Origin of the sequence: Variovorax sp. CCNWLW186 (genome assembly GCF_037203865.1) — a bacterium.
In the GTDB taxonomy this organism is placed as follows: Bacteria; Pseudomonadota; Gammaproteobacteria; order Burkholderiales; family Burkholderiaceae_C; genus Variovorax.
The window spans coordinates 25,725-40,472 of the sequence record NZ_JBBCBO010000018.1 but is presented as its reverse complement, the minus strand read 5'-3'; the positions used below and the strand labels follow the sequence as shown (position 1 = coordinate 40,472).

12 protein-coding genes are annotated in these 14,748 nt (G+C 67.0%); 8 read left to right on the top strand and 4 right to left on the bottom strand.

Annotated features, from left to right (window positions below; all coding sequences use genetic code 11):
• The first annotated feature begins 26 nt into the window (after positions 1-26).
• Positions 27-2,306 carry a heavy metal translocating P-type ATPase gene (locus tag V9K97_RS19875; protein ID WP_337320151.1) on the top strand — a complete coding sequence of 760 codons (2,280 nt, stop codon included), beginning with the start codon at positions 27-29 and terminating at the stop codon, positions 2,304-2,306.
• Between the two features lie 34 nt (positions 2,307-2,340).
• Here V9K97_RS19875 and V9K97_RS19870 read toward each other — a convergent pair whose 3' ends face one another.
• On the bottom strand, positions 2,341-2,919 hold the full coding sequence (locus tag V9K97_RS19870; RefSeq protein WP_337298756.1) for a carboxymuconolactone decarboxylase family protein: 579 nt from the start codon (positions 2,917-2,919) through the stop codon (positions 2,341-2,343).
• Positions 2,920-3,042: 123 nt separating this feature from the next.
• Between V9K97_RS19870 and V9K97_RS19865 the strand changes: the two genes are divergently transcribed.
• A complete protein-coding gene (locus tag V9K97_RS19865) occupies positions 3,043-3,381 on the top strand; it encodes a winged helix-turn-helix transcriptional regulator (RefSeq protein ID WP_337320149.1) in 339 nt (112 codons plus the stop codon).
• A gap of 34 nt (positions 3,382-3,415) precedes the next feature.
• Entirely contained in the window at positions 3,416-4,678 is a 1,263-nt protein-coding gene (locus V9K97_RS19860) for a cation:proton antiporter (protein WP_337320148.1), read from the top strand.
• Positions 4,679-4,708: 30 nt separating this feature from the next.
• Here V9K97_RS19860 and V9K97_RS19855 read toward each other — a convergent pair whose 3' ends face one another.
• Positions 4,709-5,386, bottom strand: coding sequence for a winged helix-turn-helix domain-containing protein (locus V9K97_RS19855; protein ID WP_337320146.1), 678 nt, complete (start codon positions 5,384-5,386; stop codon positions 4,709-4,711).
• Positions 5,387-5,548: 162 nt separating this feature from the next.
• On the opposite strand from V9K97_RS19855, the gene V9K97_RS19850 reads away from it, so the two are divergent.
• The 4 genes from V9K97_RS19850 to V9K97_RS19835 all read left to right on the top strand — a co-directional run bounded on the left by V9K97_RS19850 (position 5,549) and on the right by V9K97_RS19835 (position 11,912).
• Positions 5,549-5,926 carry a hypothetical protein gene (locus V9K97_RS19850; protein ID WP_258501355.1) on the top strand — a complete coding sequence of 126 codons (378 nt, stop codon included), beginning with the start codon at positions 5,549-5,551 and terminating at the stop codon, positions 5,924-5,926.
• Positions 5,927-6,020: 94 nt separating this feature from the next.
• Positions 6,021-7,349: a TolC family protein gene (locus tag V9K97_RS19845; protein ID WP_337320144.1), complete on the top strand. Its 1,329-nt coding sequence runs from the start codon at positions 6,021-6,023 to the stop codon at positions 7,347-7,349.
• Positions 7,350-7,364: 15 nt separating this feature from the next.
• Complete coding sequence (locus tag V9K97_RS19840) at positions 7,365-8,723, top strand: efflux RND transporter periplasmic adaptor subunit (RefSeq protein WP_337320142.1); 1,359 nt, start codon at positions 7,365-7,367, stop codon at positions 8,721-8,723.
• 9 nt (positions 8,724-8,732) lie between these two features.
• Entirely contained in the window at positions 8,733-11,912 is a 3,180-nt protein-coding gene (locus tag V9K97_RS19835; RefSeq protein ID WP_337320141.1) for an efflux RND transporter permease subunit, read from the top strand.
• On the opposite strand, the gene mog is transcribed toward V9K97_RS19835, so the two are convergent.
• Both mog and yjgA read right to left on the bottom strand, forming a co-directional pair.
• A complete protein-coding gene (mog, locus tag V9K97_RS19830) occupies positions 11,902-12,486 on the bottom strand; it encodes a molybdopterin adenylyltransferase (RefSeq protein ID WP_337320139.1) in 585 nt (194 codons plus the stop codon). The genes V9K97_RS19835 and mog overlap by 11 nt on opposite strands.
• Before the next feature lie 120 nt (positions 12,487-12,606).
• Positions 12,607-13,263 carry a ribosome biogenesis factor YjgA gene (gene yjgA / locus V9K97_RS19825; protein ID WP_258508052.1) on the bottom strand — a complete coding sequence of 219 codons (657 nt, stop codon included), beginning with the start codon at positions 13,261-13,263 and terminating at the stop codon, positions 12,607-12,609.
• A gap of 103 nt (positions 13,264-13,366) precedes the next feature.
• Here yjgA and pmbA point away from each other — a divergent pair, with 103 nt between their 5' ends.
• Positions 13,367-14,737, top strand: a complete 1,371-nt coding sequence (gene pmbA / locus V9K97_RS19820) for a metalloprotease PmbA (RefSeq protein WP_337320137.1) — start codon at positions 13,367-13,369, stop codon at positions 14,735-14,737.
• Positions 14,738-14,748 lie beyond the last annotated feature (11 nt).

The following is a 14,748-nucleotide window of genomic DNA, read 5'->3' as shown; positions in this document are numbered from 1 at the left end:
CTGCTTCAGGGTTTCCAATTGTCTTCATGACGAACCAGAATGCCCTGAAACCCTTGGCGCCGCACGCCCACGCGCCTGCCGAAACGGCCTGCTGCGGCAACTCCGCGTGTGGATCAACGACCACCGCCCCCATTGCCGCTGTCGACACCGCCGATGTTCCGAAGGGCGCCTTGCTCTTTCGTATTCCCACGATGGACTGCGCAGTGGAAGAGTCCGAAATCCGGCGCGCGCTCGAGCCCGTTCGCGGCATCAGCGGGCTGCGCTTCCGGCTGGGCGAACGCACCATGGCCATTACGGCCGATGAGGCCACGTTGCCCGATGCGCTGGCAGCCATTCGCAAGGCGGGGTTCAAGCCCGAGCCGCTGAACGAGGTGGCGGGCGGGCAGCCTGCCGCCGACGGAACGGCGCGCGCCACCGGCTTCATGACGCCGGAACTCATGCGGCTGGTTGCCGCGCTGGTGCTGGCCATCGCGGCCGAGACGATTTCCTTTCTCGCGCCCGAGGGGGCCGGCTTCACCGCGATGGAGATGGCGCTTGCGCTTGCCGCCATCGGCCTGGCCGGGCTCGATACCTACAAGAAGGGCTTTGCGGCACTGGTGCGCGGGCGGCTGAACATCAATGCACTGATGGCCGTGGCCGTGACGGGTGCCTTCCTGATAGGCCAATGGCCAGAGGCCGCGATGGTGATGGCGCTCTATGCCATTGCCGAAATGATCGAGGCACGCGCCGTCGATCGCGCGCGCAATGCCATCCAGGGGCTGCTGGCGCTGGCGCCCGAGCAGGCCGAGGTGCGACAGCCCGACGGCAGCTGGAAGACGGCGAAGGCCGACACCGTGGCGCTGGGCGCCGTTGTGCGCATCCGCCCCGGCGAGCGCGTGCCGCTGGACGGCGTCGTCACCCAAGGCACCAGCGCCATCGACCAGGCACCCGTCACCGGCGAGAGCATTCCGGTCGACAAGTCGGCAGGCGATGCGGTGTTCGCGGGCACCATCAACCAGACGGCCGCGCTTGAATTCCGCGTGACGGCGGTGGCAGCCAACACCACGCTGGCCCGCATCATCCATGCGGTCGAAGAGGCGCAAGGATCGCGCGCGCCCACGCAGCGCTTTGTCGACAAGTTCGCGTCGGTCTATACGCCTGCTGTCTTCGTGCTGGCCATTGCCGTGGCGGTGCTCACGCCCTGGCTCATGGGGTGGACCTGGCTGCAGGCCATCTACAAGGCGCTGGTGCTGCTGGTCATCGCGTGCCCTTGCGCGCTGGTCATCTCGACGCCCGTCACCGTGGTGAGCGCGCTGGCCTCGGCCGCGCGGCGCGGCATTCTGATCAAGGGCGGCACCTACCTCGAAGAGGCGCGCAAGCTGAAGGCGGTGGCGCTCGACAAGACGGGCACCATCACCGAAGGCAAGCCGCGGCTGGTCGAATCGAGCCTGATCGGGGCTGCGGCTGACAAGGATGCGGTCTTTGCGGTTGCGGCAAGCATCGCAAGCCGTTCTGATCACCCCGTGTCCAAGGCCATTGCCGAAGGCCTGGAGATCGAAGCGCTGGAGGTCGGAGACTTCACGGCCCTGCCGGGGCGCGGCGTACAGGCCACGCACGGGGGCCAAGCCTATGTGCTCGGCAACCATCGGTTGATCGAGGAGCGGGGGCTGTGCACCCCGGCGCTCGAAGCCGAGCTGAAGCGCCATGAAGAAGCCGGGCGCACCGTCACGCTGCTGGCCTCCGGCCAGGAGGTGCTTGCGCTGTTTGCGGTGGCCGACACCATCAAGCCGTCATCGCAGGCCGCCATGGCCGAGCTTCGCGCGCTCGGCGTCACGCCCGTGATGCTGACCGGCGACAACGCCGCCACGGCCCGGGCCATCGGCGCGCATGCGGGCATCGACGACGTGCGCGGCAACCTGCTGCCCGAAGAAAAACTCGACGCCGTCAAGGCGCTCCAGCAGCGCCACGGCGTTGCCGGCATGGTGGGCGACGGCATCAACGATGCGCCCGCGCTCGCCCAGGCGGACATCGGCTTTGCAATGGGCGGCGCCGGCACCGACACGGCCATGGAGGCGGCGGACGTGGTCATCATGAACGACGACCTGCGCCGCCTGCCCGAGACCATTCGCCTGTCGCGCCGGGCGCACTCGGTGCTGTGGCAGAACATCACCCTGGCGCTGGGCATCAAGGGCGTGTTCTTCGTGCTTGCGGTGTTCGGCAGCGCGACCATGTGGATGGCGGTGTTCGCGGACATGGGGGCGAGCCTGCTGGTGGTGGCCAACGGACTGCGGTTGATGCGCATGCCGAAGGCGAGTGACGGCGGCTGAGGCTACCGGGGAGCAGGCGATCGAAAGCCTGGCCTCACCAGCGTGCGGCCCATTTTTCAAGCGGCACGCGCGCCGCGTTGCACACGTAGCTCACGGCGTGGTACCAGCCCGCAAGCATCATCAGCTCGATGAGCTGCGGTGGGCTCCAGTGGGCGGTCAGTGCCTCCCAGAGTGCATCGTCCACATGGCTGGTGTCGTGCAGCTGATCGACCAGCTGGACCAGCAGGCGGTCCCGGGGTGCGAGCAGTTCGAGGTCTTCGGTGACCGAGGCCATCACGCGCCTGTCGGTGGCGCTGAAACCGGCTGCATCGCCAAAGGCCGCGATGTGCACACCCCATTCGTACTCCGCGCCGCAGCGCGCGCACACGCGCGTGATCACCACCTCGCGGTCGCGCAGGTCGATTGCGGCTTTGCGGCCGAGAAGATAGCGGCCGAGCCCCAGCGTGCGCTCGGCCAGTTCGGGGTTGATGGCCAGCACGCGGAACAGCGCTAGAACTTCTGCTCTTCCGGGCGGGTTCATTCGCGCCAGCAGGTCGGCAATCGGTTCGGGGTAAGGCGCTTCGAGCGGCCGGATGCGGGGCGCGCTGTTGTCTGTTGCCGCGAGGGTCGTCATGGTCGAATCCTTCGTAGAATGCGGTTCAAATCGCTACGAAAAGCGTAGCGACGTTTGCAGTCTATCGCTACGAAATGCGTAGCGCAAGAGAAGCCCGGGACCTGATTTTTTGAAACTCGCCTCATGAGCAAAGCCGAAGCCCCGCATGAACCAATGGCCCCTGCTGCATCGCGCCGACCGGTGATGCGGCTGCTCGAGCAACTGGGCCGCAAGGGCACGCTGCGCATCTTGTGGGAACTGCGCGATGGCATGCCGCAAAGCTTCAGGGCCTTGCGTGTGAGCACGGGTGACATGTCGCCCTCGGTGTTGAACGACCGGCTCAAGGAACTGCGCGCGGGCGGCATCGTTGCGCTGGCCGACGCGGGCTACGTGCTGACCGAATCGGGCGGTGAACTCGTCAAGCGGCTCAAGCCGCTCAATCAATGGGCCGATCGTTGGTTCGAAGCGCCTGAACAAAACTAACATCGCGTATTCCCCTTCACCCGCGCTCTGGTCCATGTCCGCCACCTCTCTCCTGCTGCAACTCATCGTCATCCTGAGCACCGCGCGCATCTGCGGCTGGGTGCTTCGCCATGTGGGCCAGCCGAGCGTGGTCGGCGAAATGGCGGCCGGCCTCATGCTCGGGCCGGTGGTCATGGGGGCGCTGTTTCCTTCGCTGCATGCGCAGCTTTTCTCCAAGAGCCACCTCGAGGGGCTGTCGTCGCTTTCGACGGTGGGCCTGGTGCTCTTCATGTTCGTGGTGGGGCTCGAACTGCGGGCCGCGCAGGGCGTGCGCGCGCAGCTGAAAGCGGCCGGCTACGTGGGGACGCTCAGCGTTGCCGTGCCGATGGTGCTGGGCATTGCGATCTCGCCGGCCTTGCATCCGTCGCTGGCGCCGGCGGGGGTGGGCTTCTGGCCGTTTGCGCTGTTCATGGCGGCGGCGCTTTCGATAACCGCGTTTCCTGTCATGGCGCGCATCCTGAAAGACCGCGGGCTCACGCGCACGCCGTTCGGCCAGCTTTCGCTGAGCGCGGCGGCGGTGGTCGACGTGTTCGCGTGGATCTTGCTGGCGCTGGTGGTGGCCCTCGCGGGCGCGGGGGAGGGCTATACCGGCCTGCTCAAGACCACCGCCGGCGTGGTGGTGCTGCTGGCCGTGCTGTTCTTCGGCATGAAGCCGGCCTTCGCATGGCTGCTGCGCACGCGCGCACCCAACGGCGAGCCTTCGACCACCATGATGGCTTCGCTGATGATCGGCCTCCTGGTGTGCGCACTGGCAACCGAATGGCTGCACCTGCATGCCGTGTTCGGCGCGTTCCTGTTCGGCGCCTGCCTGCCGCGCGACGACCGTTTGCTGAACTCGCTCACCGAGCGCATTGAGCCGATTTCCATCGTGGTGCTGATGCCGCTGTTCTTCGCGCTGGCGGGGCTGGGAACCACCGCCAATGCCTTTACGGGCGCGAGCGTGGGCGCAATGCTGCTGATCGTCGGCGTGGCCACCATCGGCAAGCTGGCCGGTGGGGCCATCGGCGCGCGCATGGCGGGCTACGGATGGCGCGACAGCCTTGCCACCGGTTCGCTCATGAATGCGCGCGGGCTGATGGAGCTCATCGTGATGAAGATCGGCCTGGACGCCGGCTTGATCGGGCCCGAGCTCTTCACCATGCTGCTGGTGATGGCGCTGGTGACTACCGCGATGACGGGGCCGCTGATCAACCTGGTGATGGGCCGCACCAAGGCGCCCGCCGCCGCAGACGAAACGCCGGCCCGCGCAGAGCCCTAGTCAACAGCGGGTACGGCCCAGCATGCGTGTTCAAGGCCAGGAACGGTCTTCGAGCACGTAGCCGCTGCCGCGCACGGTGTGCAGCAGCTTCAGGTCGAAAGGATCGTCGATCTTGGCGCGCAGCCTGCGAATGGCGACTTCGAGCACATTGGTGTCGCTGTCGAGTGTGCTGTCCCACACCTCTTCGGCGAGCGTGCTGCGCGAGACGATGTGCCCCCTGTTGCGCAGTAGCACCGCCAGCAGCGCGGACTCCTTTGCCGTAAGTTCGATGCGCTGATGGTTGCGAACGCACTTGCCGCTTGCAAGGTCGAGTTCCAGGTCGGCCAGCCGGAAGGTGGTCGGCTCGTTCGGCTTGCCGCGTTGAACCAGGGTGCGTACGCGCGCCAGCAGTTCCGGCAAGGCGAAGGGCTTCACCAGGTAATCGTCTGCGCCCAGCCGCAGGCCGTTCACGCGGTCTTCGACCTTGTCCCGCGCCGTGAGCACCAGCACGGGCACGGTGCTGGTCCGCCGCAGCGCGCGCAGCAGCGCAAAGCCGTCGGCACCGGGAAGCACCGCGTCGAGAAGGATCAACGCGTAGTCGTGCTGCGCGGAAAGGTAGCGGCCCTTGGCGCCATCGCGCGCAATGTCGGCTGCGTACCCGTTTTCCTCCAGGCCCTTCTTCAGCTCATCGCCGAGCTGGGGCTCGCCCTCAATGACCAGAATTCGCATCGACGGATGTTAGTTGGGGGGTGGGTGGAAGGCGGGTGCGAACCTGTCGTTTCGAACGACGGACTGGGCGCCGGCCCCGTGTCATACATTGCGCCGCGGGCCTGCGACTCGAAGGGGCAATGCAGGAGCCGTGCCACGTGCCGCCGATATACTTTTGGAACCATGCGCCGCTGGCTCCAGATCTTCTTGCTGTTCCTGCTGCCGTTCCAGTTCAGCTGGGCGGCATCTGCGGCGTATTGCCAGCACGAGCGCGATGTGCAGCCCCGCCATTGGGGCCACCACGAGCACCCGTCCGAGGCGGGCAGCCACGGCGGTACCCGTGCCGACGACACGCAGAAGAGCCCGGGCACGCAACCGAATGCCGTGCTGGGAGACTGCGCGGCCTGCCACCTGGGCCATGCGCAGCATCTGCCGTCAGCGGCAGAGCAGGGGCAAGGCCTGCCTGCGCTCGCGCGGGCATTGCGTGTCATGCGAGCGGAGCACTTTGTCTCGCATATCTCCGAAGTGCCTGTGCGCCCTGCAAGACCTCTCGCCGCTTGATTCGGCGAGAGACAACCCTTACCCCTGATACCCCGCATCAGCTGAGCTCTCGCCGAATTCCCTCGCCCGTTGTTTTGCAACCCAGGAGAATTCGATGCGCACGCTCTTCGTGCCGCTGGCCGTCATGGCCTTGGCGGCGCCCCCGGCATTTTCACAAACCGATGCCGGTTCCAATCCTTCGCCGCTGCTGCGGCAGGCTGCTGCAAGAACAGTGGAGCCTGCGGGCCCGCTGGACCTGCGCAGCGCCATCGCGCTCGCACAGCGGGCCAACCCCGGGCTTTCGTCCGCCGCGCGTGAGCAGGAGGCCAGCGATGCCGCCGTGCTGCAGGCGGGCGCATGGCCCAACCCCGTGCTCGAGGCGCAGGTGGAAGACCTGCGCGGGGGCAACCGCACCACCACGCTGCTGCTGAGCCAGCCCGTCGAGCTGGGCGGCAAGCGCGCAGCCCGCGTGGCGGCGGCCGAACGTGCGCGCGACCAGGCCGCATCGGCGTTGCTTGCACGGCGTTCGGAGCTGCGTGCATCGACCATCACGCTGTTCTTCGACGTGCTGGCTGCGCAGGAGCGCCTGCGGCTGATGCAGGATTCGTTGGGCCTTGCGCAAGCGGCCACCCGCGCAGCCGCCAACCGCGTGGCGGCGGGCAAGGTTCCGCCGCTCGAAGAGACGCGCTCGCGCGTGGCCGAGGCCGGCATCCGGGTCGAACTGCAGCAGGCCGAAGGCGCATTGCGCTCGGCGCGCCGTCAGCTCGCCGCACTGTGGGGCAACCCCGATCCGCGCTTCACGCAGGCGCAGGGTGCGGTCGATCGGCTGCCACCGCTTGCACTGGCGCAGGACGTGGAGAGGCGGCTTGCCGCGGCGCCCATGTTGCGCCAGGCACGGCTCGAGGTCGAGCGGCGCCAGGCGCTTTCGCAACTGGAGCAGGCGCGGCGCGTGCCCGACGTCACCGTGTCGCTCGGCGCCAAGCGTGTGCCGGCCGACGAAGGCATGGGCAGCAGCAACGGCCGCAACCAGGTGGTGGTGGGCGTGTCGGTACCGCTGCCAATCTTCGACACCAACCGCGGCAACGTGGCCGAGGCGCTGAGCCGCGAAGAGAAGGCGCGGGACGACCTTGCCACGGCCGAGCTGCAGCTGGGTGCCGATGTGGCGCAAGCCACCGAGCGCCTGCGTTCGGCGCGCGCCGCCGCCGAGACGCTGCAGCGCGATGCACTGCCCGGCGCCGAGGCCGCCTACAAGGCTGCCGCCAAGGGCTTCGAGCTCGGCAAGTTCAGCTTTCTCGAAGCGCTCGACGCGCAACGCACGCACTTCCAGGTGCGTAACCAGTACCTGATGGCCGTGGCCGACGCGCATCGCGCGGCCAGCGAGCTAGACCGGCTGCTGGGCACCGAGGCCGACGAAACCCCGCGTACGGCGGATGCCGCACGCTGACAAGGAAACCACATCATGAATACGGAAGAGCGAAACACGCCCGCGAGGCGCATCGGCAAGAAGCAATGGATGGCGATCGTGGCCGTGCTGGTCGCCGGCATCGCCGCAGGCGCGCTGATCTTGCGCACCGCGCCGGCCAAGCCTGAAGGCTCGGGGCATTCGGAAGCGGCCGAGCATGCCGAAGGCGAGCACCATGAGGAAGAAGGCAAGGGAGAAGAGAAGGGCCATGACCATGACCATGACCACGGGCATGGCCACGCCTCCGGCGAGGCCGGCAAGGACGAGAAGAAGGGCGAGCACCCAGAAGGGCACAAGGAAGGGCACAACGAAGAGCGCAAGGAGCAGGAGAGAAAGATCGCCTTCACCGACGAGCAGATCAAGGCCGCGGGCGTGGCTGTGGAGAGCGCCGGCCCCGCGCGCATCAAGTCGTTGCTGCAACTGCCGGGCGAGATCAAGTTCAACGAGGACCGAACCGCCCATGTGGTGCCGCGCGTGGGCGGCGTGGTCGAAAGCGTATCGGCCAACCTTGGGCAGGAAGTGAAGCGCGGCCAGGTGCTGGCGGTGCTCTCCAGCCCGGCGCTGTCGGAGCAGCGCAGCGAGCTGCAGACGGCGCAGCGCCGGCTCGAGCTGGCCCGCACCACCTACCAGCGCGAGAAGAAGCTGTGGGAAGAAAAGATTTCCGCCCAGCAGGACTACCTGCAGGCGGAGCAGGCCATGCAGGAGGCGCAGATTGCCGTGGCCAACGCCAACCAGAAGCTGCTGGCGCTGGGCGCCACGCCGGCCTCGTCGGCCCTCGGCCGCTACGAGCTGCGCGCACCGTTCGACGGCATGGTGGTCGAAAAGCACATCTCGCTCGGCGAAGCGGTGAAGGAAGACGCCAGCGTGTTCACCATTTCCGATCTTTCGACCGTGTGGGCCGAGATCAGCGTGGCCGCCAACCACCTGAACCTGGTGCGCATCGGCGAGCCGGTGACCATTCGTTCGAGCGCCTTCGAGCAGGCGGCCAGCGGCACGGTGTCGTACGTGGGCTCGCTCATCGGCGCTCAAACGCGCACGGCCACGGCTCGCGTCACCTTGACCAACCCGCAGCGAATGTGGCGGCCGGGGCTGTTCGTGAACGTGGAACTGGTTTCGTCCGAAGCGAACGCCCCAGTGGCGGTGTCGGCCGAAGCCGTGCAAACGGTGGAAGACAAACCGACCGTGTTCCTGCGCGTGCCGGGCGGCTTTGTGCCGCAGCATGTGCAGACCGGCCGCAGCGACGGCCAGCGCATCGAGATCGTGGACGGCCTTGCGCCCGGCGCAGCCCATGCGGGCAGCGGCAGCTTCGTCGTCAAGTCGCAGCAGGGCAAGAGCTCTGCCACGCACACCCACTGAGGACGCCGCATGTTCGAACGAGTCATCCGGTTTTCCATCGAGCAGCGCTGGCTGGTCTTGCTGGCCGTGCTCGGCATGGCCGCGCTCGGCATCTTCAGCTACCAGAAGCTGCCCATCGACGCGGTGCCCGACATCACCAACGTGCAGGTGCAGATCAACACCGCCGCGCCCGGCTATTCGCCGCTCGAGGCGGAGCAGCGCGTGACCTACCCCATCGAGACGGTGATGGCCGGCCTGCCCGGCCTGCAGCAGACCCGCTCGCTCTCGCGCTACGGCCTTTCGCAGGTGACGGTGATCTTCGAGGACGGTACCGACATCTACTTTGCGCGGCAGTTGGTGAACGAGCGCATCCAGTCGGCGCGCGAGAGCATGCCGGCCGGCATCTCGCCGGTGATCGGGCCCATTTCGACCGGCCTCGGCGAGATCTATCTCTGGACGGTGGAGGCAGACGAGGGCGCAAAGAAGGCCGACGGCACGCCCTACACGCCGACCGACCTGCGCGAGATCCAGGACTGGATCATCAAGCCGCAACTGCGCAACGTGAAGGGCGTGACAGAGATCAACTCCATCGGCGGCTACGCCAAGGAGTTTCAGGTTGCGCCCGATCCGGCCAAGCTGCTGGCGCACGGCCTCACCATGACCGAGCTGGTCACCGCGCTGGAGCGCAACAACGCCAACGTGGGCGCGGGCTACATCGAGAAGCGCGGCGAGCAATACCTCATTCGTGCGCCGGGGCAGGTCAAGTCGGCCGAAGACATCGGCAACGTGATCCTGGGCAACGCCAACGGAATTCCGCTGCGCGTGCGGGACGTGGCCGAAGTGGGCATCGGCCAGGAGCTGCGCACCGGCGCGGCCACCGACAACGGCCGCGAGGTGGTGCTGGGCACGGTGTTCATGCTGATCGGCGAGAACAGCCGTACCGTGTCGCAGGCGGTCGATAAAAAGATGCAGGAGATCAACCGCACCTTGCCCGCGGGCGTGAAGGCCGTGACGGTGTACGACCGCACCGTGCTGGTCGACAAGGCCATTGCCACGGTGAAGAAGAACCTCTTCGAAGGCGCGGTGCTGGTCATCGCGGTGCTGTTTCTCTTTCTCGGCAACATCCGCGCGGCGCTCATCACGGCGCTGGTCATTCCGCTGTCGATGCTGTTCACCTTCACCGGCATGGTGAACCAGAAGGTCAGCGCCAACCTCATGAGCCTGGGCGCGCTGGACTTCGGCATCATCATCGACGGAGCGGTGGTGATCGTGGAGAACTGCGTGCGGCGCCTCGCGCATGCGCAGGCAAAGCTCGGGCGGCCGCTCACACGCAGCGAGCGCTTCCATGAAGTGTTCGCGGCCTCTCAGGAGGCGCGCCGCCCGCTGTTGTTCGGCCAGCTGATCATCATGATCGTGTACCTGCCGATCTTTGCGCTCACGGGCGTGGAGGGCAAGCTGTTCCACCCGATGGCTTTCACGGTGGTGATTGCACTGCTGGGCGCGATGATCCTGTCGATCACTTTCATTCCGGCAGCCGTGGCGCTCTTCATCGGCAACAGGGTGAGCGAGAAGGAAAACCGCCTGATGCAGTGGGCCAGGCGCGGCTACGAGCCGCTGCTGGCGCGCGTGATGACGGCCAAACCGCTGGTCATCACCATGGCTTGTGTCGCGGTGGTGCTTTCGGGCCTGCTGGCCACGCGGCTGGGCACGGAGTTTGTGCCGAGCCTGGGCGAGGGCGACTTTGCGGTGCAGGCGCTGCGTATACCGGGCACCAGCCTCACGCAGTCGGTCGAAATGCAAAAGCAGATCGAACGCACGCTGAAAGAAAAGTTTCCGGAGATCGAGCGCGTGTTCGCGCGCACCGGCACGGCCGAGATTGCGTCGGACCCCATGCCGCCGAACATCTCCGACGGCTACATCATGCTCAAGCCCGAGAGCGAGTGGCCCGCGCCCCAAGGTGCATCTCGCCGCACGCGCGCCGAGTTGCTCGCCGCCGTGCAGGAAGAGGTTGAAAAGCTGCCGGGCAACAACTACGAGTTCTCACAGCCGATCCAGTTGCGCTTCAACGAACTGATCTCGGGTGTGCGCAGCGACGTGGCCGTGAAGATCTTCGGAGACGACATGGCGGTGCTGGACAAGACGGCGGCCGAGGTGTCGGAAACGTTGAGCAAGATCTCAGGTGCCGCAGAAGTGAAGGTCGAGCAGACCACCGGCCTGCCAATGCTCACCGTGAACATCGACCGCGACAAGACCGCGCGCTACGGCCTCAACGTGGGCGACCTGCAGGACGCGATTTCCATTGCGGTGGGCGGCCGCGAGGCGGGCACGCTGTTCGAGGGCGACCGGCGCTTCGACATCCTCGTGCGCCTGCCCGAGAACCTGCGCACCGACCTGGAGGCGATCAAGCGCTTGCCGATCGCACTGCCCAGGGGCGCTGGCGCCGAGGTTCAGCAGCGCACCAGCTTCATCCCGCTGGGCGAAGTGGCCACGCTGGAGCTTGCGCCGGGCCCGAACCAGGTCAGCCGCGAAGACGGCAAGCGACGCATCGTGGTGAGCGCCAACGTGCGCGGCCGCGACCTCGGGTCCTTCGTGGCCGAGGCCGAAGAAGCCATGCGCAAGGTGAGCATTCCGCCGGGCTACTGGACCGCATGGGGCGGCCAATACGAAAACCTGGCCTCGGCCACCGAGCGGTTGCAGGTGGTGGTGCCGGTGTCGCTGCTGCTGGTGTTCACGCTGCTGTTCGCGATGTTCGGCAACCTGAAGGACGGCCTGCTGGTGTTCACCGGCATTCCGTTCGCACTCACGGGCGGCATCGTGGCGCTGTGGCTGCGCGGCATTCCGCTGTCGATCTCGGCGGCGGTGGGCTTTATCGCGCTCTCAGGCGTGGCGGTGCTCAACGGGCTGGTGATGATCTCTTTCATTCGCAACCTGCGCGAGGGTGGGCTGCCGCTCGATGCCGCGATCCGCGAAGGCGCGCTCACGCGGTTGCGGCCGGTGCTGATGACGGCGCTGGTGGCTTCGCTGGGCTTCGTGCCGATGGCGATTGCCACCGGCACCGGCGCCGAGGTGCAGCGGCCGCTGGCGACGGTGGTGATCGGCGGCATCCTGTCGTCGACTGCTCTGACGTTGCTGGTGCTGCCGCTGCTGTACCGCATGGCGCACCGGCGCGAAGAGGAGGACGGGCGCGAAGCCCGGCTTCTCAGTTCCTGATCGCCGACTTGGGCCTGAAGGCCTTGCAGACCGAATCGTCGGTCTCGAGGTACGGGCCGCCAATCAGGTCGATGCAGTACGGCACCGCTGCGAAGATGCCCGGCACGACCTGCTTGCCGTCGGCATCCTTCAGCCCTTCAAGCGTTTCCGCAATCGACTTCGGCTGCCCCGGCAGGTTGATGATCAGGCTCTTGTCGCGGATGACCGCCACCTGGCGCGACAGGATGGCCGTGGGCACGAAGCGCAGGCTGATCTGCCGCATCTGCTCGCCGAAGCCGGGCATTTCCTTGTGGGCGACGGCCAGCGTGGCTTCGGGCGTGACGTCGCGCAGGGCGGGGCCGGTGCCGCCGGTGGTCAGCACCAGCGAGCAGCCGGCGTCCACCAGCTCGATGAGTGTGGCGCTGATGAGCGCCGCCTCGTCGGGAATGAGCCGCGCTTCGAAATCGATCGGGTTCTTCAGCGCGCGGCCGAGCCATTCTTTCAGCGAAGGCAGGCCCTTGTCTTCGTAGGTGCCGCTGGAGGCGCGGTCGCTGATGGAGACGATGCCGATGCGGATGGAGTCAGGTGTGCTCATGGTGTTGCTCCTTCCCCTTCCGGGGGAAGGTTGGGATGGGGCAGCCAGGGTGCCTGATGGATGCGCCGCTTGCCCCCACCCCGGCCCTCGCCCGGGAAGGGAGGGAGAAAGGCAAGTGGCTCATGCGTCCTCTTCCCGGTCCTGCGCGGCGGCCGCCGCAGCGTGGTCCGCCCCACCATGCACCGCCAGCTGCGCACGCACCAGCTGAAAGATCTCGCGGTAAGCCTTGCCCTGGCGCGGCGCTTCTCCGGGCGGGCCGGCCTTCAGGTCCTTGCGGGCCTGGCGCACCAGGGCGCGCAGTTGTTGCGAATCGGTGCCGGGGTGGGTTTCGATCCAACCGCCCAGCGCGTCGTCGTCGGCAATCAGCCGGTCGCGCCAGCGTTCGGCCTCGTGCAGGGCGGCGGCTTCGGCCGCGGGCACGGTGTTTTGCTCGGCCAGAGCCTGCTTCACGGCCTCCAGCACTTCGGGTTCGAGCTTGCGCATCAGCTTGCCGATGAACTGCATCTGGCGGCGCTTGCCCTCGAAATTGGTGATGCGCTTGGCCTCGGCCACGGCGTCGATCAGTTTTTCGTCCAGCGGCAGCGCGTCGAACAGGCCGGCGCGCAGGCCGAGAAGTTCGGTGCCCAGCTTTTGCAGTTCGTCGCTTTCGCGCTTCAGGTCGGTGCGGCTGGCTTCGTCGGTTCCCTTGAGCTCGCGCTTGAGCTCCAGGTCGAGCTCGCTGCCTTCGGCAACGAACTGGCCACGGACGAAATAGCCTTTTTTGGGTTTGCGGGACATGGGGTGGATTCTGGGCCGCCACGTGCAGCGTTGCAACGCGTGCAATGCAAAGGGGCGAGCCGGGGAAACGGAAAATAGGGGGCGCAAGTATCATAGCCACCACATGACGACATCTTCCTCGCGCGCCGATTCCGGCTTCGCCTACAGCCGCTCCTTCTTCGAAAACCTGGTCGACACGGCCTTGGCCCACGCCAAAAAGCTCGGTGCCACCGATGCCGGCGCCGAGGCCTCCGAGGGCTGCGGCCTCAGTGTCTCGGTCCGCAAGGGCGAGCTTGAGAACGTGGAGCGCAACCGCGACAAGTCGCTGGGCATCACGGTCTACGTGGGCCATCGCCGCGGCAACGCCAGCACCTCCGACTTTTCGGAGGCGGCCATTGCCCAGACCGTGCAAGCGGCCTACGACATTGCCCGCTTCACGGCCGAAGACCCGGTGAGCGGCCTTCCCGACGAGGAAGACATTGCCAAGGACCACCCGGAGCTCGACCTGTTCCATCCCTGGGACGTGACGAGCGAGCAGGCCGCCAAGCTGGCGCTGGAATGCGAAGCCGCGGCGCTTTCGACCGACAAGCGCATCACCAACAGCGAAGGCGCGGGCGTTTCGGCCCAGCAGAGCCACTTTTTCAGCGCCCACACGCACGGCTTCCGCGGCGGCTACGCCAGTTCGCGGCATTCGATTTCGGTTGCGCCCATCGCCGGCAAGGGCGACGACATGCAGCGCGACTCCTGGTACAGCTCCATGCGCTCGGCCGACGAGCTGGCCAGCCCGCAAGCCGTGGGCCGTTACGCCGCCGAGCGGGCGCTGAGCCGGCTGAAGTCGCGCAAGATCAAGACCACCGAATGCCCGGTGCTGTTCGAGTCGCCGCTGGCCGTGGGCCTGTTGGGCGGGCTGGTGCAGGCCGTGAGCGGCGGGGCGCTCTACCGCAAGAGCACCTTCCTGCTCGATTCGCTCGGTAAACCGGTGCTGCCCAAGCACGTGGACGTGGCCGAAGACCCGCACATCCCGCGCGGCAAGGGCAGCTCGCCGTTCGACGACGAAGGCGTGAAAACCCGCGCGCGCAAGGTGGTGGATGCCGGCCGGCTCGAAGGCTACTTCCTGTCGACCTATTCGGCGCGCAAGCTCGGCATGAAGACCACCGGCAATGCCGGCGGCTCGCACAACCTCACGCTGAGCTCCCGCCTCACCAAGGCCGGCGACGACCTGGACGCCATGCTCGCCAAGCTGGGCACGGGCCTCTTCGTGATCGAGCTGATGGGGCAGGGCGTGAACTACGTGACCGGCGACTATTCGCGCGGTGCCAGCGGCTTCTGGGTCGAGAAAGGGCGCATCGCCTTTCCGGTGCAGGAGATCACCATCGCCGGCAACCTGAAGGACATGCTGATGGGCATCGAGGCCATTGGCGCCGATGCCTACACCTTCGGCGCCAAGACCACGGGCTCGGTGCTGGTCAACCGCATGAAGGTGGCCGGCAGCTGAGCCGGCCAATT

Bases quoted from the DNA above. Each gene is read 5' to 3' on its own strand.
- V9K97_RS19855 (WP_337320146.1), bottom strand. From the start codon at position 5,386: ATGCGAATTCTGGTCATTGAGGGCGAGCCCCAGCTCGGCGATGAGCTG.
- V9K97_RS19860 (WP_337320148.1), top strand. From the start codon at position 3,416: ATGTCCGCCACCTCTCTCCTGCTGCAACTCATCGTCATCCTGAGCACC.
- V9K97_RS19870 (WP_337298756.1), bottom strand. From the start codon at position 2,919: ATGACGACCCTCGCGGCAACAGACAACAGCGCGCCCCGCATCCGGCCG.
- V9K97_RS19835 (WP_337320141.1), top strand. From the start codon at position 8,733: ATGTTCGAACGAGTCATCCGGTTTTCCATCGAGCAGCGCTGGCTGGTC.
- mog (WP_337320139.1), bottom strand. From the start codon at position 12,486: ATGAGCACACCTGACTCCATCCGCATCGGCATCGTCTCCATCAGCGAC.
- yjgA (WP_258508052.1), bottom strand. From the start codon at position 13,263: ATGTCCCGCAAACCCAAAAAAGGCTATTTCGTCCGTGGCCAGTTCGTT.
- V9K97_RS19845 (WP_337320144.1), top strand. From the start codon at position 6,021: ATGCGCACGCTCTTCGTGCCGCTGGCCGTCATGGCCTTGGCGGCGCCC.
- V9K97_RS19850 (WP_258501355.1), top strand. From the start codon at position 5,549: ATGCGCCGCTGGCTCCAGATCTTCTTGCTGTTCCTGCTGCCGTTCCAG.
- V9K97_RS19840 (WP_337320142.1), top strand. From the start codon at position 7,365: ATGAATACGGAAGAGCGAAACACGCCCGCGAGGCGCATCGGCAAGAAG.
- V9K97_RS19865 (WP_337320149.1), top strand. From the start codon at position 3,043: ATGAGCAAAGCCGAAGCCCCGCATGAACCAATGGCCCCTGCTGCATCG.
- V9K97_RS19875 (WP_337320151.1), top strand. From the start codon at position 27: ATGACGAACCAGAATGCCCTGAAACCCTTGGCGCCGCACGCCCACGCG.
- pmbA (WP_337320137.1), top strand. From the start codon at position 13,367: ATGACGACATCTTCCTCGCGCGCCGATTCCGGCTTCGCCTACAGCCGC.